Below are 18956 nucleotides of genomic sequence, written 5' to 3' on the forward strand. Positions count from 1 at the left end.
CCTCGGCCCGGTTAAGGTTCGCCACAGGTTTATCTGCCCTCCGAGTGTGTATGTTCAAGCAGTGTCTTTCCTTCGCTGTCGCGACCTTGCTGCTGGCCGGCGTTGTGCTGCCTGCCCGGGCCGATTGGTACCTGGACGGTGAGTCGTCACGGTTGTCGTTCGTCAGCAGCAAGAACGGCAATGTTTCCGAGGTCCAGCGCTTCCTGGTGCTGCATGGCCAGGTCCAGCCCAAGGGGCTGGCGCGTTTGGAAGTGGAACTGGAGTCGATCAACAGCGGCATCCCCCTGCGGGACGAGCGCATGCGCACCGAACTGTTCAACATCAAGCAGTTCGGTGAAGCCACCGTCACTGCGCAGATCGATCTGTTGCCGATCCAGGACCTGGCCAACGGCGCCCAGTTGGAACTGCGCCTGCCGCTGATCGTGGACTTGCATGGCAAACAGCACGAGTACAACGTCGAACTCCTGGCGACGCGGTTGGATGAACACCGGTTCCAGGTGGTGACCCTGGAACCGGTGGTGCTCAACGCGGCGGACTTCGACTTGGCGCCGGGCCTGGAGACGTTGCGAAAAATGGCCGGGCTGTCGGCCATCAGCCTTTCGGTACCGGTGAGTGCGGTGCTGATCTTTACGGCGCGCTGACATGAGCGGCCCGGTCTTTCCCTGGCGTGAAGGCAATCGGTTCGAGCTGTTGATCGACGGCCCGCAATTCTTTCCGCGCATGCTCGTGGAGATCGCCCGCGCCCAGGAGCAAGTCGAACTGGAGCTGTACCTGGTGGAGGCGGGCGCCTGTGCCGAAGCGATGGTCCAGGCGCTTGTCCAGGCGGCCGAGCGCGGTGTCCGGGTGCGTTGCCTGTTCGATGACTATGGCAGCCTGGCGTTTACCCTGAGCTTGCGCAATCGGCTGATCGAGGCCGGTGTGGAGTTGCGTTTCTACAACCGCCTGAGCTGGCGCCGCTGGGTGCGTAATTTCTATCGCGACCACCGCAAACTGTTGTTGGTGGATCAGCGTCTGGCGGTGGTCGGCGGTACCGGGGTGACCGATGAATTCTGGAACCCCCTGGACGGTCGCAGCGAGTGGCACGAAGTGATGGTGGAAATCGTCGGCCCGCTGGTGCTGGACTGGCAGTTGCTGTTCGATCGCCAGTGGCTCGCCAACCGCCATCGCCGGGCCTGGAAGCCCGCTTCCAACTTCGGCCTGCCGCGTCTGCCGCGGGTGCCACCGGCGGGCGAGGGCATGGGCCGGGTGGCGTATGCGGACGCCCGCCAGCACCGCGATATCCTGCAATCGCTGTCCCGGGCCTTGAACAGCGGCCAGAAACGCATCTGGATGGCGACGCCGTACTTCCTGCCGACCTGGAACGTGCGCCGTTCCTTGCGTAAGGCCGCCACCCGGGGCATCGACGTGCGCCTGCTGCTCACCGGCCCGCGCACCGATCATCCGTCCGTGCGCTACGCCGGGCACCGCTACTACCCGCGCCTGCTCAAGGCCGGGGTGAAAATCTTCGAGTACCAGCCGTGTTTCCTGCACTTGAAAATGGTGCTGGTGGACGACTGGGTCAGTATCGGTTCGTGCAATTTCGACCACTGGAACCTGCGCTTCAACCTGGAAGCGAACCTCGAAGCCCTGGATTCCAGACTCAGCCGCGCAGTGGCGGCAAGCTTCGAGCAGGACTTCAGCCAAAGCCTGCAAGTCAGCCTCGATGCCTGGCAGCGCCGGCCGTTGTGGAAGCGTTTCAAGCAGCGGGTGTGGGGGCTGGTGGATCGGGTGGTGGTGAATCTGCTGGATCGGCGGGGCTGACGATACACCGAGAATCCCAATGTGGGAGCGGGCTTGCTCGCGAATGCGGTGTATCAGCCAACTGAATGGTTGACTGATACACCGCATTCGCGAGCAAGCCCGCTCCCACAGGGGAAAGTGTGTTGCCCTGGAGTCAGAGCAACTCAAAACTCTGCTGCTTCACATCCTGGGAGTCCAGGCCGATCTGCACGTTGAATTTGCCTGGCTCAGCCGCGTACTTGAGCTGGGCGTTGTAGAACTTCAGGTCGTCTTCGCTGATGGAGAAATGAATGACCTTCTTCTCGCCGGCCTTGAGCATCACCTTCTGGAAGTTCTTCAGTTCCTTCACCGGACGGATGATCGATCCGGTCACGTCCTGGATGTAAAGCTGCACCACGGTTTCGCCGTCGCGCTTGCCGGTGTTCTCCACGGTCACGCTGGCGTCGAGCTTGCCGGTTTTGTTCAGCGTGGTGGAGGACAGGGCCATGTCCGACAGGCTGAACTCGGTGTAGCTCAGGCCGTAGCCGAACGGGTACAGCGGACCGGTAGTGTCATCGAAGTACTGTGAGGTGTAGTTGCCTGGCTTGCCCGGGGTGAACGGACGGCCAATGCTCAGGTGGTTGTAGTAGGTCGGAATCTGACCCACCGAGCGTGGGAAGGTGATCGGCAGTTTGCCCGACGGGTTGTAGTCACCGAACAGCACGTCGGCGATAGCGTTGCCGCCTTCGGTGCCGCTGAACCAGGTTTCCAGGATGGCATCGGCCTGCTGTTTTTCTTCCAGCAACGACAGCGGACGGCCGTTCATCAGTACCAGCACCAGTGGCTTGCCGGTGGCTTTCAGGGCCTTGATCAGCTCGCGCTGGCTGGCGGGGATGTTCAGCTCGGTGCGGCTCGAAGACTCGTGGGACATGCCACGGGATTCACCCACGGCGGCCACCACCACATCGGCTTGCCTGGCGGCTTTCACCGCTTCGTCGATCAGCACCTGGGCCGGACGTGGATCGTCCACCACTTCCGGGGCGTCGAAGTTGAGGAAGTTCAGGTAGTCGAGCACCTTCTTGTCGCTGGTGATGTTGGCGCCACGGGCATAGATGAACTTGGCGTCACCACCGAGGGCGCGGCTCATACCGTCGAACAGGGTGACCGACTGCGCGGGGCGACCGGCGGCGGCCCAACTGCCCATCATGTCGATCGGTGCCTTGGCCAGCGGGCCGACCAAGGCAATTTTCGCGTTCTTCTTCAGCGGCAGGGTCTGGTTGCGGTTTTCCAGCAGGACCAGGCTGCGGCGTGCCACGTCACGGGCATCGGCGCGGTGCAGGCGGCTTTCGGCGTAGGTATCGGCCGGGTCATCCTCGGCCTTGCCGATACGCAGGTACGGGTCCTTGAACAGGCCCATGTCGTACTTGGCGACGAGCACTTCACGCACGGCGTTGTCGATGTCGCTCTGTTCGATCTCGCCGGCCTTGAGCAGCCCCGGCAATTCCTTGCCATACAGCGAGTCGTTCATGCTCATGTCGATACCGGCCTTGATCGCCAGCTTCGCCGCTTCGCGACCGTCCTTGGCGACGCCGTGCTTGATCAGTTCGAAGATGGCACCGTGGTCACTGACGGCCAGGCCCTTGAAGCCCCATTCCTTGCGCAGCAGATCGTTCATCAGCCAAGTGTTGGCCGTGGCCGGCACGCCGTTGATGGAGTTCAACGCCACCATCACCCCGCCGGCACCGGCATCGATGGCGGCGCGGTAGGGCGGCAGGTAGTCCTGGTACATTTTCACCGGGCTCATGTCCACGGTGTTGTAGTCCCGGCCGCCTTCAACGGCGCCATACAGGGCAAAGTGCTTGACGCTGGCCATGATGCTGTCGGCCGCGTTGGCACCGTTGCCCTGGAACGCCTTGACCATCACCCCGGCAATGCGCGACACCAGGTAGGTGTCTTCGCCAAAGCCCTCGGAGGTCCGACCCCAGCGTGGGTCGCGGGAAATGTCGACCATCGGCGCGAACGTGATGTCCAGGCTGTCGGCCGCGGCCTCCTGGGCGGCGATGCGGCCGGAGCGGTAGATGGCGTCCATGTCCCAGCTCGAAGCCAGGGCCAGGGGAATCGGGAAAATGGTGCGGTGGCCGTGGATCACGTCATAGGCGAAGAACATCGGGATCTTCAGCCGGCTGCGCATGGCCGCGTCCTGCATCGGACGGTTTTCATCACGGGTGATGGAGTTGAACGTACCACCGATGTTGCCGGCGGCGATTTCCTTGCGGATCATCTCCCGGGGCATTTCCGGGCCGATGCTGATCAGGCGCAACTGGCCGATCTTTTCCTCGAGGGTCATCTGCTTCATCAGGTTACCGATGAAAGCGTCCTTGTTCTCTATGGGGGCTGGCAGGGTGTCGGCTAATACGGATTGACTGGCCAGACTGACAAACAGGCCCAGCAAACACAGCTTCTTCATGAATAGTTTTCTCGCAGGCCCAAAGGCGGTAATCAGGACACGCCGTCAGCCGAAATGTGAGGAGTGGCTATTGTTGTTCGGTCAAATGCAGCACACTTTCGAACCCATGGGGCTGAACTTAGTTTCGCACCGCGCATCTTTTAGCCCATCGATCCGTTTCAATCCAGTGCGGCGGCAGATTATGCCCCAGACACCGGCGGGATAGGTGGCCGTGTTTTCCAATGTAAAGGCAAGGGAGAGCTTCACCCGATGAATCTACGACTGAACCACCGAAGCGGCTTGCGAATGCTGGCCCTGATGCTGTTCACAGCGTTGCTGGCCGGCTGCGGCATCAACACGATTCCGACCCTCGACGAACAGGCCAAGGCAGCCTGGGGCCAGGTGCAGAACCAGTACCAGCGGCGCGCCGACCTGATCCCGAACCTGGTGGAAACCGTCAAGGGCTATGCCCAGCACGAGCAGGAAACCCTGACCGCCGTCATCGAGGCGCGCGCCAAGGCCACCTCGATCCAGGTCGATGCCAACACCCTGGACAACCCGGAAAAACTCAAGCAGTTCCAGCAGGCCCAGGATCAATTGACCGGTGCGCTGAGCCGCCTGATGGTGGTGTCCGAGCGCTACCCGGACCTTAAGGCCAACCAGAACTTCCTGGCGCTGCAATCGCAACTCGAAGGCACCGAGAACCGTATCGCCGTGGCCCGTCGCGATTTCATCCTGGCGGTGCAGAAGTACAACACTGAGATCCGGACCTTCCCGGGGCGGTTGTGGCACAGCGTGATGTACAGCGACCTGCCGATCCGTCAGACCTTCGAGGCCACCAGCCCCGACGCCGAAAAAGCGCCGCAGGTGAAATTCTGACCGATACCCGGCAGCTTGAAGCGTTGTGGGAGCGGGCTTGCTCGCGAAGGCGACAGCACATCCAATAATGTTGCCCGCTGACCCAACGCTTTCGCGAGCAAGCCCGCTCCCACAGAGGTTCCAATGCGTGTGTTGAAATTTGGCCTGGTGCTGTTGCTCTGGGTGTTTGCAGTCATGGCCCAGGCCGAGCTGAAGTTTCCGGCGCTGACCGGGCGGGTGGTGGATACCGCCCAGTTGCTTCAGCCGTCGGTGCGCGAGCAATTGGATGCGCAGCTCAAGGCCCACGAGCAGGCCACTGGGGAACAGGTAGTGGTGGTCACGCTGGCGGACCTGCAAGGCACCAGCATCGAAGACTTCGGCTACCAGCTGGGGCGCCACTGGGGCATCGGGCAGAAAGACAAGAACAACGGTGCCCTGCTGATCGTCGCCCGGGATGACCGTAAACTGCGCATCGAGGTGGGCTACGGCCTGGAAGACCGTCTGACCGACGCCCAGAGTTCGGTGATCATCAACCAGGTGATCACCCCGGCGTTCAAGACCGGCAACTTCGACAAGGGCATCAGCGACGGCGTCGCGGCAATGCTGGTGGTGTTGGGGGGCAGCCCTCTGGATGAGCCGGCTGCCGCATACAATGCGGGCGAGCAGGAGGAGGGCGACTTCGTCTCGCGGCATCCGTGGACATTCGTGATGCTGGTGATGTTGTTCATCGTCACGATCATGGTCTGCCAGGTGTTGGGGATTCTACCGGCCGGGGGAGGCGGCTCCAGCGGCTCAAGCGGGGGAGGCTTTGGCGGCGGCGGTTTCGGCGGTGGTGGAGGCGGTGGTTTCAGCGGCGGCGGTGGCAGTTTCGGGGGCGGCGGTTCGTCGGGCGGCTGGTGAGAATAATAATGAGCGGGCACTTTTAACCATGGCATTACTGACTGAACACGAACAACGCAAGGTGGCCGAAGCCATCGCCAGGGTCGAGCGGGATACCGACGCCGAACTGGTCACGGTGCTCGCTGCGCGCGCCGACGACTATGCCTACATCCCGCTGCTATGGGCCAGCCTGCTGGCCCTGGTGGTACCAGGAGTGCTGCATTACCTGACGGGTTGGTTGAGCATGCACAGCCTGTTGCTGGTGCAGTGGATCAGTTTCATCGTGCTGTGCCTGGTGTTTCGCATTCCGAAGGTCACCACCCACTTGATTCCCCGCTCGGTGCGCCACTGGCGGGCGTCCAACCTGGCTCGTCGGCAGTTTCTCGAACAGAACCTGCATCACACCGTGGGCGGTACCGGAATGCTGATCTTCGTCTGCGAGGCCGAGCGCTACGTGGAGATCCTGGTGGACGAGGGTATTTCCAGACGCCTCGATAACCGGAACTGGGAGGCCATTGTCGCGGCCTTCACCGAGCAGGTCCGCCAGGGGCAGACCTTGCAAGGCTTTGTGACCTGCATCGAAGCCTGCGGCGAGTTGCTCAAAACCCATGTTCCGGTGACTCACGAACGCAATGAGCTGCCGAACCGGTTGGTGGTACTGGGCTGACGCTACCTATCGGAGTTCCGTTGTGGCGAGGGGATAAATCCCCCTCACCACAAGAATTCCTCGTGCCCTGACACCCCATTCCTCCTAAAATACCCGCCATTCCCGATCCGCCCGCCCCGAGGCCGCTTTTCCATGTCCGTTACTGCAACTCCTGCCCGTCCCGCGCCGGATCACCATGCCCAGTTCATCGAGCTGCTGCAGGCCAGCCTCGACCAGAACGCGTTCATCAAGCTGGTGCTGGCCAAGCATGTCGGTGATGAAGCGGATCTCCAACGGCTGATCATCAAGCAACTGACGGTCAAGGAGCAGCCTTGCCTGTCTTTCGTCTACCGCTACAAAACCCGCGACATCACCAAGAATTTCCCGCTGGTCGAAGGCGTGGCGACCATCGCGGCGTTGTTGCCGGCTTCGTTCAAGAATGCCCATTTGCTGGCGGTCACCGACGAGGCACAGTTGGAGTACAGCAAGAAAGGCAAGTCTTCACTGTTCAAGAGCAAGCCCCAGCAATTGCGCGAAGTGCCCTCGGTGGAACACAACCGTGAGAAAAACCGCTTTCTCGACCTGAGTCGGCCGTTCCTGGCCGACCTGGGCGTGACCAACCACAAGCACGAGCTGATCCCGGCCATGTCGCGCAAGTGGAAGCAGATCAACAAGTTCATCGAAGTCTTCAGCCATGCGCTGACCTCCTCGCCGCTGGACCTGGACAAACCGGTACGGGTGTCGGACTTCGGTTCGGGCAAGGGCTACCTGACTTTCGCCATTCACGACTACCTGCGCAACACCTTGCAGGCCGAAGGCGTGGTGACCGGCGTCGAGTTGCGCGAGGACATGGTGCGGCTATGCAACGAGGCCGCCGCACGCCTGCAACACCCGGGCCTGAGCTTCCAGCACGGTGACGTGCGTAGCGTGGCGCCGAGTGCGGTGGACGTGATGATCGCCTTGCATGCCTGCGACATCGCCACCGACTACGCGATCCACATGGGTATCCGCTCGGGCGCCTCGATCATCATGTGCTCGCCGTGCTGCCACAAGCAGATCCGCTTGCAGATCCAGAGCCCGGCGCTGCTCAAGCCGATGCTGCAATATGGCCTGCACCTGGGCCAGCAGGCGGAAATGGTCACCGACAGCCTGCGAGCGCTGTTCCTGGAGGCCTGTGGCTACGAAACCAAGGTGTTCGAGTTCATTTCCCTGGAACACACCAACAAGAACAAGATGATCCTGGCGGTCAAACGCGCCACGCCGATCGATCCGGCCGAGCTGCTGGCGAAGATCCAGGAACTGAAGGCGTTCTACCACATCACCGAACACTGCCTCGAAACCCTGCTGCGGGCTGACGGTTATCTCGCCTGAATTGATAGAGCTTGGCCCTTGTGGGAGCGGGCTTGCTCGCGAATGCGGTGGATCTGGCGACTGAGCTGTGACTGACATATCGCTTTCGCGAGCAAGCCCGCTCCCACAGGGGCTATGTGCAGCCCGTCAGATGACAAGTGAAGCCTTCCCCGCCGGACTACCTTTAATGCGTTCACCCCTCACGCATTCCCAAAGGAGCCCAACCCATGGCCGCAAAGAAAATCCTGATGCTGGTCGGCGATTATGTCGAAGACTATGAGGTGATGGTGCCGTTCCAGGCCTTGCAGATGGTCGGCCATACCGTGCACGCGGTGTGCCCTGACAAGACCGCCGGGCAGACCGTGCGCACGGCGATCCACGACTTCGAAGGCGACCAGACCTACAGCGAGAAACCGGGCCACCTGTTCGCCCTTAACCATGATTTTGCCAATGTCGCAGCGGCTGCCTACGACGCGCTGCTGATCCCCGGCGGACGGGCGCCGGAATATTTGCGGCTGAATGAAAAGGTCCTGCAACTGGTGCGCGATTTCGATGTGGCGGGCAAGCCGATCGCCGCGGTGTGCCATGGTGCACAGTTGTTGGCGGCGGCGGGCATTCTGGAAGGGCGTGAATGCAGTGCTTACCCGGCCTGCGCCCCGGAAGTGCGCCTGGCGGGCGGGACCTTCATCGACATTCCGGTGACCGAAGGTCATGTCCAGGGCAACCTGGCGACTGCACCGGCCTGGCCGGCTCATCCGAACTGGCTGGCGGGGTTCCTGACGCTGTTGGGCACGGCCATCACCCTGTAGTGGCGCCGACTGGCAGAGCCGGCGGGGCAGGTCTTTACTCTTGAAGCTCTTGACCTCTCGAGGAAATGATCATGTCCGGATGGTACGAAATCAGCAAGCACAGCAGCGGCCAGTTTCGGTTCGTGCTCAAGGCAGCCAACGCCGAAACGATCCTGACCAGCGAGTTGTACGCCACCCGCAGCGGTGCCGATGGAGGTATCGCCGCGGTGCAGAAGAACAGCCCCTTGACCGAGCGCTATGAGCTCAAGAACACCAGGGATGGCCATCCCTATTTCAATCTCAAGGCTGCCAACCACGAAGTGATCGGCAGCAGCGAAACCTATTCATCGGACGCCGCCCGGGACAAGGGCATTGCCAGTGTCAAGGCGAATGGACCGACCACGATGATCAAGGACAAGACCCTGCTGGCGCTTTGAAAGCAATCAATGCCATAAGTTAATGCTTCCCCTCAGCCCTTACTGTTCCTACACCTCCACCGGCACCGACAGCTTCGGATCGCCCAACGGATGGCTCTTGGCGTCGAAGAAGCGCAGTTCCATGTCCAATCCTTGGAACAGCTTGGCGTAATGGCGCTTCTGGTGCTGGATGAACGCCTGGCTGCGGGGGTAGATCGAGACCGCCATGGTTCGTGGTTTTGCCTGACGCAAGGCGTGGACGATATGCCGGTCCTGCTCGCCCAGTGCGTGGCCGAACAGGCACAGGTTGTCGCCGTGGTGCAGCAGTTGGTCGTAGCAGAACGACAGGTAGTCGGAACTGCGGATGGTCTTGAGCTTGTCCTCGCTCGGGCCTTCATTGACGAACAGCGGCACGTCGTCGAGGGTCTTGAGGGTGTTGTTGATGGCGAAATTGCCCAGCAGCGAGCCTTCGGTGGACGTGAGCTTGCGCGCCGTGCCGTCCTGGTTGCGCACCAGGTGCAGGCCGCCGTGCAGGTACAACAGCCGTGGTTTTTCCGTGGTCGCCTGGCGCAGATCGAAACTGTGGTCGGCGCCGGTGAACAGATCGGTAATGGCGTGCGGCGCCTGCTGGATCGCCCAGTGGTTGAGCAGGTCGTAATTGGTGGTGAACACCGTGGCATAACGGCTCAACTCCTGGCCGAGCGCCGCCAAGGTCGATGGCTGTACCAATCGCCATGGGATATGCACCGCGTGCACGCTGTTGATCAGCGCTTCCTTGATCGCGTAGTAGCGATTGCGCGGGGCGGCGGAGCTGACGGCGAGGGCCTTGTTGACCCGGCTGGTGGTTTTCAGCGCACCGAGCACCTGTTCGAAGCTGCGGGTCTGCAGCGCGTCGAACACGCTCAACTCCGACGGGCTCAGGGGCTTTTCCTCGACGGTGCGGGCGTTCTCGAACAGCGAGTCATAGCCGAAATCATCCCATACGGCACGGCTGGCGCCATTGCCCACCAGCAGCCCGCTGAAAGCGGTATGGGCGCGCAAGGTCTCCCAATCTTCAAGCCGGGCGTCGTATTCCTGGAAGTCGGTCATTGGAAAGTCATCTCAAAACGTGGCAAGGGCAGGGCGCGACTTTATCACGACCGACTCTTGAGCCAGATCAAGGAACCGCGTGACTGACTGGTCAATCCTGTAGGCCCGTGCCGATCCGGCCTCTTCCAGGAGCGTGTCCCCATGAGTAGCACTTTTTTCATTCCCGCCGTGAACGTCATGGGGCTGGGTTGCCTCGACGAGGCCATGACCGCCATTCGCAACTACGGTTTTCGCAAGGCGCTCATCGTGACCGACGTGGGGCTGGCCAGGGCCGGCGTTGCGGGCAGGGTGGCCGACCTGCTGGCGCTGCAGGACATCGCCTCGGTGATTTTCGACGGTGCCAAGCCCAACCCGAGCACCGCGAACGTCGAGAGTGGCTTGGGATTGTTGAAGGAAAGCCAATGCGATTTCGTGGTGTCGCTGGGCGGCGGTTCGCCCCATGACTGCGCCAAGGGCATTGCCCTGTGCGCCACCAATGGCGGGCAGATCCGCGACTACGAGGGTGTCGACCGGTCGGCCAAGCCGCAATTGCCGCTGATCGCCATCAACACCACGGCTGGCACCGCCAGCGAGATGACTCGCTTCTGCATCATCACCGACGAATCGCGCCACGTGAAAATGGCGATTGTCGACCGTAACGTGACGCCGCTCATGTCAGTCAACGATCCGGCGCTGATGGTGGCAATGCCCAAGGGACTGACGGCTGCGACGGGCATGGATGCGCTGACCCACGCGGTCGAAGCCTACGTGTCCACCGCCGCCAGCCCGATCACCGATGCCTGTGCCCTGAAAGCCATCACCCTGATCAGCAACAACCTGCGCCTGGCGGTGCGTGACGGCCACGATCTGGCGGCACGGGAGAACATGGCTTACGCGCAGTTTCTCGCCGGGATGGCATTCAACAATGCTTCGCTGGGTTTCGTACACGCCATGGCTCACCAGTTGGGCGGTTTCTACGACTTGCCCCATGGCGTTTGCAACGCTGTACTGTTGCCCCACGTGCAGAGTTTCAATGCCTCGGTGTGCGCTACGCGCCTGACCGATGTGGGCCATGCCATGGGGGGCGATACGTTCCGATCCAGCCCGGAGGAAGGCGCCCAGGCCGCCATCGCCGCGATCGTCAGCCTGGCCCGGGACGTGGAGATCCCGGCCGGCCTGCGTGAGTTGGGCATGCGCCTCGATGACGTGCCGGTGCTGGCCGCCAACGCCCTGAAAGACGCCTGCGGCTTGACCAACCCGCGGGCAGCGGATCAACGGCAGATCGAGGAAATTTTCCGCAACGCGTTCTAGTGTGGCATTTTTGAAACACCACACTAGCGATCCCGAGGCGGCATGGCCTGCATGCAGGCCATGGTCGCTAGCGGCCAGCAGTTGGTGCAGGAAGCCGCTCAGTGCCATGGCGTAGCGCCGGGCACCGGCGCGATGCCCCAACCCATCATCCGTCGCTGGCCGCCCAGTGTGCCAGGGAAACGGTGGTGCAAGTGACGATCAGGGTTGTACCGCTTTTCATCGATGACTCGTGTCAGGGGCGGATATCACGCCCGTGGGCCTGCAGCAGGCTGGTGATCTGTTCGCAAAAGGACTGGATCACATTCGCTTCCATGTCGGCGCGCAGGGTAATGCGTATGGCCGCCTGGTCTTGTGGCACCACGGGGAAAAAGACCGCCGACGTGAGGTACCCCAGCTCGGCCAGTTCAACCGCCAGGCGGTTCGCCAGGGCGGCTTCACCACAGGGCACCAGACGTATCGCCATCGGGTTGCCGCGCTGCTCGGTACGGACAAGTTTGTCGAAGAGGCGGATATTAACCTGCAAACGCTCCTGCAACGACACCAGCTCCCGGCTGCGATGCAGGCGGATCGAGGCCATGCCGGCACCGATGGCCGCTGCGTTCAGGCTTTGGGACCAGTTGCTCGGCCCACCGTAACGCTGTACCAGTGCTTTATGCCGCTCACTGCCGAACATGGCCAACCCGCCACTGGCGCCGAACGATTTGGCCAGCGAGGCGACGATCAGCGTGCGTTCGTCCACGGCAGGCAGGCGCGAGCGGACCAGCCCCGCACCGCACTTACCGACGGAGGACAACGCGTGGGAGTCGTCCAGGTACAGGAACAGGCCGTACCGCTGCTTGAGAAACAGCAGGCTGTCCAGGTCCGCCATGCCGCCCATGCTGTAGGCGCTGTCAGTCACGTAGGCGACGTTGCGTTCGCGCTTGCACAGGTCCTCGATGAAGTCCATGTCGTTATGTGGGCAGGTGATGACCTGGGTTTCATCGGCGCAAGCGGTCTTGAAGTGGGTCATCGAATAGTGGGCATGCTTGTCGAAGACCATGACGGGTGGTCGATTGCCCGTGAGGGCACCGCTGGCCAGCAGCGGCAGGATCCCGGCGCTTGCCGCGCTGCAGGACAAGGCACTCAGACAACTGGCGCCGAACAGTTCCGACAGTTGGGTTTCGTATTGGGCCAGGATCGCCAGCTTGCAGCGATTCTTAGGGGTGGCGACACGCAGGGTCCCGGTTTCCCAGAGCGCGGTCATGGCGCCGTCCAGCAAGGCGGGATGATAGTCCAGGCCCAGGTAGGATGTCGTACAGAAGTGGTGGAGGGTGCGACCGTGCTGGTCGACCAGGACGTTGGGCGTCTTGACCTCGACGTTGAGCCCCGAGATCTTTCCGGCCTCGGCACATTGCCAGTCCTGATCCGCGAGGGAAATGACCTTGCGATAGTTGGTGAAGCGATGGGTGGGTTGCGCGATCTGGTTCATGGTGCGATGACATTCCTTGGTTGAGAGCTGCAGTCCGTGGGTTGTTTCAATATCTGTGTGTTTCTGGACTTTACAGACCACCGCGCAAGGCTTTGAATCGGCTGTTTCTGGCGTGTTTGAGGGCTGCCGGAGTCTTCCGTGTAGGACCTTGCCTATGAACGTGGACGGGGATTCCCTACGGTGAGTCGGAGCTCGGTGGGTTTAGTCGGATGGCCCCGGATCCGCTGCGTTTTCCCTGGCCTGAAGCGCTGTCAAGGTATTGGTAAAAGGGCGTAACATCCATTTCCTTTGCGGAGTTCCCGGGATGGGCCGCTCGGTCATACCGATCAGCCATAGATGGCTTATTGCAATCAATTTTCTCGGGTGGCTTGATTGGCTGCGCTATCCTCTTTGTATCGTGGGGTGTATGTCCGATCACCCGATTCGCCCACTGCTGCATTCTCCGGATGGCTTTCAGCCAATGGGTACTCGAGATTCCGCGCCGCTGGCCAGTTACATCGACCTTTTGCTGGACGCCGTGTGTGCCGTCGACGGACAGGGGCGTTTCGTGTTTGTCAGTGCCGCCTGCGAACGCATTTTCGGTTACACCCCTCAGGAGCTGATCGGTCGGCCGATGATCGAACTGGTTCACCCCGGCGACCGCCAGCGTACTCTCGAGGCGGCGCGGGAGATCATGGACGGCGAGCCCAAGCTCAACTTCGAGAATCGCTACCTGCGCAAGGACGGTCGGGTGGTGCATATCCTGTGGTCAGCGCGCTGGTCAGAAATTGATCAATTGCGCATCGCCGTGGCCCGGGACATTACCGAACGTAAACTGGCCGAGTCCCGACAGGCGGCGCTGTACGCCATTTCCGAAGCGGCCCATGCCGCGGCAGACCTGCTCGCGCTCTTCAAGCGTATCCACCTGATCATCGGTGAGTGGCTGCCGGCCCTGAACTTCTCGGTGGCGCTGTACGATGAACAATGCGCCCAATTGAATTTTGCCTATCACGTCGACGATCAGGAACGGCAACCCGAACTGCCGGGGACGATTACCAGGCGCTTGTCCACCGAGGTGATCCGCAGTGGTCAGCCGATCCTGCTGACGCCTGATTGCAATCCACTGCCACCCGCTTTTTTTGACCTCGTGGAGCAGCCGGACGCGCCGTGCTGGCTGGGTGTGCCGCTGAACTCGCAAAATGGCACGATTGGCGCAATGATCCTCAAGAGTGCCCAGGACAAGGAGCGCTACACCGAGCAGGACATGGAATTGCTGCAGTACGTCTGCTCGCAGATCACCCTGGCCATCGAGCGCCAGCAACTGCACGCCCGCTTGCAGCGCATGGCGCAGTACGACCAGCTGACCCAGGTGCCGAATCGCGAACTGCTGCGTGAACGGTTCAAGGCCGCTCTGGCGAGTGCCCGCCTGGCGTCAGGGCGCATGGCATTGCTGTATATCGACCTGGACCGCTTCAAACAGGTCAACGACACCTACGGCCACGGTGTCGGTGACCTGCTGTTGCAAGCGGTGGCCAGTCGGCTCCAAGGCTGTGTACGTGATTCCGACACGGTTGCGCGCATTGGTGGCGATGAGTTCGTGGTGCTGCTCCATAGCATCCAGGCACTGGAAGATGCCCATGGTGTGCAAGAAAAAATCCGTCAGGCGTTGACCCAGCCGCTGCGACTGGGCGAACACTGCCTGAGCATCGAGCCGAGCATCGGCGTGGCCTGTTTCCCGGACCACGGTATCGAAGACGTGGCACTTTTCCGCCATGCCGACGAAGCGATGTACGCCGCCAAACGCCAGAACCACAGAGCCTTCGGCATCTGAAAGCACGTCACCGTTCGTCGTGGCGTCGCTGGTTTATTCAAACCTTTGCGCTCCTGGTCCTTTCGAATGTCAGGTGGGCCTTGCTCGCCGATATCCATGGTTCTTGAGGGCCGGGGCATGCCGGGTTCACGCAGCATTCATCCCGAGAACATCGCCCGCAATCGAACCAAGGTGGCTTAAGCGGGTCGCAAAAGTGGGAGAACCACCATCATGACCGTCGACAGCCGAAAGGCGGTCGCTGAGCGGTCATCAGTGGTTCTGATTCAGAGGCAGGAGACCTGCCCGAACGTTCAACTACGAGGAGGGCGCGACCATGAGCCGGATGGCTACCTTTTTTCGCACCACCAGTCTCGTCGTGCTGATGGGCCTGGGTGCCAACAGTGCCTGGGCCCAATCGCCAGCCGAATTCATCAACGATGCCTCCGCCAAAGGCATGGCCGACATCGAGGCCAGTCGCATGGCCCACGGCAAAGCCGAGTCCAGGGAGGTGAAGGATTACACCATCATGGTGATCAACGACCGCACCACCGCCAACCAGCACCTGGCCAAGATTGCGAAAAAACTCGACCTGCCTGTCGCACCACGGGAGGAGGTCGCTGACAAGGCCAAGACCATGATCCCGCAGATGCAGGAAGGCGAGTCGTTCGAGGCCGCTTATGCCGCCAGCCAGGTCAAGGCTACCGAGGAAGCCATCGCGCAGATCGAACAGGAAGCCAAGACCACCGAAGTGCCGGAAATCAAAGCGTTTGCCGATGAAACCTTGCCGAAATTGCAGACCCATCTGGAAATGGCCAGGGCACTGCAGGCCAGTCGCTGATCGCGGCATGTCTTATATTCAGGGCCGGGGCTTTCGCGCCCGGCTTTTCTTGCCCGCCGAAAGGAGAACCTCGATGTCTACACGCCGAGAACCCAACCAATACGCGATGCAGAACCCGCTGACTCAGTATCCCCGTCCACCGTTTCCAGACCAGCCGCAATCGCCACCCGGTATCGACCAGGACATGGTGCCCAAGCCCGACCATGGTGAAAAAAGCTATCAAGGCTTCGGCCGCCTGGAAGGTCGCAAGGCGCTGGTGACCGGCGCCGACTCGGGTATTGGCCGCGCAGCCGCCATTGCCTACGCCCGGGAGGGGGCCGATGTCGCGATCAATTACCTGCCCAGCGAAGAGCGCGACGCTCGGCAAGTCATCGAACTGATCGAAGCCGAAGGCCGTAAAGCCATTGCGATTCCCGGTGATCTCAAGGACGAAGCCTTCTGCGTCCAACTGGTGAGGAGCGCCCACGAGCAATTGGGGGGCCTGGATATCCTGGTAAACGTTGCCGGCAAGCAGGAGGCGCAAAAGGACATCGCCGACATCACTACCGCGCAATTCGATGACACCATGAAAACCAACATCTACGCGATGTTCTGGATCTGCAAGGCTGCGGTGCCACTGATGCCGGCAGGGGCGACGATCATCAACACCGCCTCGATCCAATCCTACGATCCGTCCGCGACGCTGCTGGATTACGCCACCACCAAGGCGGCCATCGTGGCCTTCACCAAGGCATTGGCGGGGCAGGTGATCGGTAAGGGTATCCGCGTCAACGCGGTTGCGCCCGGACCGATCTGGACGGTACTGCAACCCAGCGGCGGACAACCCCAGGAGAAGATTCCTACCTTTGGCTCCCAGGTGCCGATGAAGCGTCCCGGGCAGCCGGCCGAATGTGCGCCGCTGTATGTACTGTTGGCATCCCAGGAGTCGAGCTACATCACTGGCGAAGTCTTCGGCGTGACCGGGGGTAACCCGCTGCCTTGAGGCACGTTCAGCATGCGCGAGTGGCACCACGCCACTCGCGCCAGCGCGATCAGCACTGATTCAGATCGATCTTGCTTTTCTTTTCCAACCCTTCCAGGCTTTTAGCCTCGCCTTGTCCCATGGCTTGGTAATGCTTCCTCAATGCTTCCAATTGCTTGAGATCCAGCGCCTCGAGCCCGAGCATTGCGTTTTGCGCTTCGCTGGTCGCGCGCAACAATTCGTCGATCTTCAGGTGCAGGATATCGGTGTCGCGGTTCTGCGTATTCTGGATCAGGAACACCATCAGGAAGGTAATGATCGTCGTGGATGTGTTGATGATCAGTTGCCACGTATCGTTGAACTTGAACAGTGGCCCGCTGCACGCCCAAAGCACGAGCAGCACGATTGCCCCAAGGAATGTCTTGGGGCTCCCCGCCCACAGGGACAGTTTTTGCGCGATTTTTGCGAAGGTCATTGCTGTGTTCCTTATGGGATTGCACCTGTCTGGTGTGACAGCAACGCCTCGCTGAAAATTCTACTTACATTTAGGTGCGGCCCTGGGGCGAACGTCTGTCGTCCTGGCTGAAGTCTGTCGCAACCATTTGCTGCCTTCATCGGTCACTCCTTAAAGCCCACAGCCGGAGTACACCATGAACCTCACGCGCACGTTCTGCCTCGCCTGTAGCCTGCTCGTCCTGCAAGGCTGTTTCGACAATTCGGACAATGAAACCAAGGACAACACTGACGGCACCCAATCTTCGGTGCAGATGAAAGAATCCGACGCCCAGAAAAAATAGACCTCGACCTCGCTCCCACAGGTTTTGTTTCCAGCGGTTTACCGCCCCTGCTGCAACACCTTGAGCGCTGCCGAAGCCAGGAAACCGGAGCGGCTCTTTTCTTCCGGATGATGCAGTACATATTCATCGATACGGTTCAGCAGGTAGCCGGGCAGGGTGATATTGAGTTTCTGCGCCTTGCCCAGGTACTTGGTCACATCAATGTCCACCAGCGCCCAGGTGTAAGGGAGGGGCTGCGAAGCAGCCCCCGGATTTGGACTCGTATTTGTCGAGCCGTTTCGAGACTCCGGTACTCTACGCCTGCCGCACAAATGTCAGCCGCACCGCAAACCCGATCAACAGGCTCCCAAACAACCACTGCTGCATACGCTGGGCTGAAGGGGAGCGTTGCAACCAGCGGCCAAGCGCCACCCCCACTAGTGCGTAGGCGCAATCGAACAGCAAGCCAACGCCGACAAGAATCACACCGAGGGTCGCAAATTGCCCAAGTACCGAACCGCTCCGTGGATCGATGAACTGTGGCAGCAATATCGAACAGAACAGTAATGCCTTGGGGTTGAGCAGATTGGTCAACAACCCGCGCCGAATCGCCTGCCTCCCGCGCTGTTTTCCAGGTTCGATACCGGCCGCTTCAAAGCTTGGCAACAATGTGCTCCGCAGGCATTGAAAGCCGATCCACAGCAGGTAGGCCGCACCGGCCAGGCGCACTGCGTCGAAGGTCCAGGGCGCGGTCTTGAATAATGCCGAGAGCCCCAACGCAGCCAATGCGACATGACATCCCCGAGCGACTCCCAAGCCCACCGCCGTCGCCAGTGCCGGACCTTTACCCTGACGTGCACCGGTTTGCAGCAACAGAATCATGTCGGGTCCCGGTAACAGATATACCACCGTCAAAGCCATCAAGAACAACCAGAACTCTGTCATGCGACGCCCCCTCCGTAACGTTTGAGAATGCCAGTCTAAGGTGGAAGGGCAGGGCAGGTGGTTGCGAAGTCAGCTTCTAAATTGGCAAAAGTTGGCATAACCTGCCAACAATCAAATAAAAGAATCTGGATAATGCCAAGCTATGAAACTCGATGCCTTCGATCGCAAGATCCTCGCCGCGTTGCAACGCGATGGCCGCCTGAGCAATGTGCAACTGGCCGAGGAGATCGGCCTGTCACCCTCGCCGTGTCTGCGCCGCGTGCGGATGCTCGAAGAGGCCGGTGTGATTCGCGGCTACCAGGCTGTCCTCGACCGGGATGAAGTGGGCCTTGGGTTGACGATATTCGTCGGTATCAAGGTTGAACGGCATAACGACGAACAGGCTGACGCATTTCGCCAGGCTGTCACGGCGTTGCCGGAGGTGATTTCAGCGTTTCTGGTATCGGGAGAGTCGGACTTCCTGCTGCAGGTGGTAGTGCCGGACTTACGGGCGTACGACCGCTTTCTTACGGGGCGACTGCTCAAGCTGCCGGGGGTCAGTGATATTCGCAGTAACTTTGCGATTCATACCGTGAAGACCCCGGGACCGTTGCCGTTGGGGCATTTGCCTGGGGCATGAGTCAGCCTTTACCGGCTACGGTGCAAATTGCAATTCGGAC

The 18956-nt window shown here is 60.9% G+C and carries 20 protein-coding genes and 1 pseudogene; 15 read left to right on the top strand and 6 right to left on the bottom strand.

Annotated elements, in window-relative coordinates:
* Nucleotides 1–50: 50 nt before the first annotated feature.
* Nucleotides 51–641, top strand: a complete 591-nt coding sequence (locus FBX99_RS12275; RefSeq protein ID WP_144929253.1) for a YceI family protein — start codon at nucleotides 51–53, stop codon at nucleotides 639–641.
* Between the two features lies 1 nt (nucleotide 642).
* The gene (locus FBX99_RS12280; RefSeq protein ID WP_144929251.1) at nucleotides 643–1800 is read left to right on the top strand and encodes a phosphatidylserine/phosphatidylglycerophosphate/cardiolipin synthase family protein; all 1158 of its coding nucleotides are present in this window, start codon (nucleotides 643–645) and stop codon (nucleotides 1798–1800) included.
* Nucleotides 1801–1933: 133 nt separating this feature from the next.
* On the opposite strand, the gene bglX is transcribed toward FBX99_RS12280, so the two are convergent.
* Nucleotides 1934–4225 carry a beta-glucosidase BglX gene (bglX, locus tag FBX99_RS12285; protein ID WP_144929249.1) on the bottom strand — a complete coding sequence of 764 codons (2292 nt, stop codon included), beginning with the start codon at nucleotides 4223–4225 and terminating at the stop codon, nucleotides 1934–1936.
* A 249-nt stretch (nucleotides 4226–4474) separates the two neighbouring features.
* Here bglX and FBX99_RS12290 point away from each other — a divergent pair, with 249 nt between their 5' ends.
* The 6 genes from FBX99_RS12290 (at nucleotide 4475) to FBX99_RS12315 (ending at nucleotide 9162) form a co-directional block, all read left to right on the top strand.
* Nucleotides 4475–5083, top strand: coding sequence for a LemA family protein (locus FBX99_RS12290; RefSeq protein ID WP_047701804.1), 609 nt, complete (start codon nucleotides 4475–4477; stop codon nucleotides 5081–5083).
* A gap of 123 nt (nucleotides 5084–5206) precedes the next feature.
* On the top strand, nucleotides 5207–5962 hold the full coding sequence (locus tag FBX99_RS29380; protein ID WP_144929247.1) for a YgcG family protein: 756 nt from the start codon (nucleotides 5207–5209) through the stop codon (nucleotides 5960–5962).
* A gap of 28 nt (nucleotides 5963–5990) precedes the next feature.
* The gene (locus FBX99_RS12300) at nucleotides 5991–6608 is read left to right on the top strand and encodes a TPM domain-containing protein (protein ID WP_144929245.1); all 618 of its coding nucleotides are present in this window, start codon (nucleotides 5991–5993) and stop codon (nucleotides 6606–6608) included.
* Between the two features lie 132 nt (nucleotides 6609–6740).
* The gene (locus FBX99_RS12305; RefSeq protein WP_145131715.1) at nucleotides 6741–7958 is read left to right on the top strand and encodes an SAM-dependent methyltransferase; all 1218 of its coding nucleotides are present in this window, start codon (nucleotides 6741–6743) and stop codon (nucleotides 7956–7958) included.
* A gap of 206 nt (nucleotides 7959–8164) precedes the next feature.
* On the top strand, nucleotides 8165–8746 hold the full coding sequence (locus FBX99_RS12310) for a DJ-1/PfpI family protein (protein WP_144929241.1): 582 nt from the start codon (nucleotides 8165–8167) through the stop codon (nucleotides 8744–8746).
* A 71-nt stretch (nucleotides 8747–8817) separates the two neighbouring features.
* Nucleotides 8818–9162 carry a YegP family protein gene (locus tag FBX99_RS12315; protein ID WP_144929239.1) on the top strand — a complete coding sequence of 115 codons (345 nt, stop codon included), beginning with the start codon at nucleotides 8818–8820 and terminating at the stop codon, nucleotides 9160–9162.
* A gap of 48 nt (nucleotides 9163–9210) precedes the next feature.
* Here the strand turns inward: FBX99_RS12315 and FBX99_RS12320 are convergent, their stop codons facing one another.
* Nucleotides 9211–10230, bottom strand: coding sequence for a DUF4917 family protein (locus FBX99_RS12320; protein WP_145131717.1), 1020 nt, complete (start codon nucleotides 10228–10230; stop codon nucleotides 9211–9213).
* 141 nt (nucleotides 10231–10371) lie between these two features.
* Between FBX99_RS12320 and yiaY the strand changes: the two genes are divergently transcribed.
* Together yiaY and FBX99_RS28875 are read left to right on the top strand one after the other, a co-directional pair.
* The gene (yiaY, locus tag FBX99_RS12325; RefSeq protein ID WP_144929235.1) at nucleotides 10372–11520 is read left to right on the top strand and encodes an L-threonine dehydrogenase; all 1149 of its coding nucleotides are present in this window, start codon (nucleotides 10372–10374) and stop codon (nucleotides 11518–11520) included.
* 42 nt (nucleotides 11521–11562) lie between these two features.
* Nucleotides 11563–11715, top strand: a complete 153-nt coding sequence (locus FBX99_RS28875) for a hypothetical protein (protein ID WP_178111907.1) — start codon at nucleotides 11563–11565, stop codon at nucleotides 11713–11715.
* 37 nt (nucleotides 11716–11752) lie between these two features.
* Here FBX99_RS28875 and FBX99_RS12330 read toward each other — a convergent pair whose 3' ends face one another.
* Nucleotides 11753–12988: an aminotransferase class I/II-fold pyridoxal phosphate-dependent enzyme gene (locus FBX99_RS12330; RefSeq protein ID WP_144929233.1), complete on the bottom strand. Its 1236-nt coding sequence runs from the start codon at nucleotides 12986–12988 to the stop codon at nucleotides 11753–11755.
* Between the two features lie 460 nt (nucleotides 12989–13448).
* On the opposite strand from FBX99_RS12330, the gene FBX99_RS12335 reads away from it, so the two are divergent.
* From FBX99_RS12335 to FBX99_RS12345, 3 genes are all read left to right on the top strand, one after another.
* Nucleotides 13449–14798 carry a diguanylate cyclase domain-containing protein gene (locus tag FBX99_RS12335; protein WP_144929231.1) on the top strand — a complete coding sequence of 450 codons (1350 nt, stop codon included), beginning with the start codon at nucleotides 13449–13451 and terminating at the stop codon, nucleotides 14796–14798.
* 313 nt (nucleotides 14799–15111) lie between these two features.
* On the top strand, nucleotides 15112–15615 hold the full coding sequence (locus FBX99_RS12340; protein ID WP_055134307.1) for a DUF4142 domain-containing protein: 504 nt from the start codon (nucleotides 15112–15114) through the stop codon (nucleotides 15613–15615).
* Nucleotides 15616–15688: 73 nt separating this feature from the next.
* Nucleotides 15689–16597, top strand: coding sequence for an SDR family oxidoreductase (locus FBX99_RS12345; protein WP_144929230.1), 909 nt, complete (start codon nucleotides 15689–15691; stop codon nucleotides 16595–16597).
* A gap of 49 nt (nucleotides 16598–16646) precedes the next feature.
* On the opposite strand, the gene FBX99_RS12350 is transcribed toward FBX99_RS12345, so the two are convergent.
* Nucleotides 16647–17051 carry a low affinity iron permease family protein gene (locus FBX99_RS12350; RefSeq protein ID WP_055134305.1) on the bottom strand — a complete coding sequence of 135 codons (405 nt, stop codon included), beginning with the start codon at nucleotides 17049–17051 and terminating at the stop codon, nucleotides 16647–16649.
* A 175-nt stretch (nucleotides 17052–17226) separates the two neighbouring features.
* Here FBX99_RS12350 and FBX99_RS28880 point away from each other — a divergent pair, with 175 nt between their 5' ends.
* A complete protein-coding gene (locus tag FBX99_RS28880) occupies nucleotides 17227–17373 on the top strand; it encodes a hypothetical protein (protein WP_178111909.1) in 147 nt (48 codons plus the stop codon).
* Between the two features lie 38 nt (nucleotides 17374–17411).
* Here FBX99_RS28880 and FBX99_RS12355 read toward each other — a convergent pair.
* Nucleotides 17412–17594: pseudogene (locus FBX99_RS12355) on the bottom strand (type II toxin-antitoxin system HicB family antitoxin); the annotation flags it as partial.
* Between the two features lie 73 nt (nucleotides 17595–17667).
* The gene (locus FBX99_RS12360) at nucleotides 17668–18297 is read right to left on the bottom strand and encodes a LysE family translocator (protein ID WP_144929228.1); all 630 of its coding nucleotides are present in this window, start codon (nucleotides 18295–18297) and stop codon (nucleotides 17668–17670) included.
* Between the two features lie 142 nt (nucleotides 18298–18439).
* On the opposite strand from FBX99_RS12360, the gene FBX99_RS12365 reads away from it, so the two are divergent.
* A complete protein-coding gene (locus FBX99_RS12365; protein ID WP_144929226.1) occupies nucleotides 18440–18916 on the top strand; it encodes an Lrp/AsnC family transcriptional regulator in 477 nt (158 codons plus the stop codon).
* Nucleotides 18917–18956 lie beyond the last annotated feature (40 nt).

It is taken from the genome of Pseudomonas sp. SJZ074 (genome assembly GCF_007828215.1).
Lineage (GTDB): Bacteria > Pseudomonadota > Gammaproteobacteria > Pseudomonadales > Pseudomonadaceae > Aquipseudomonas.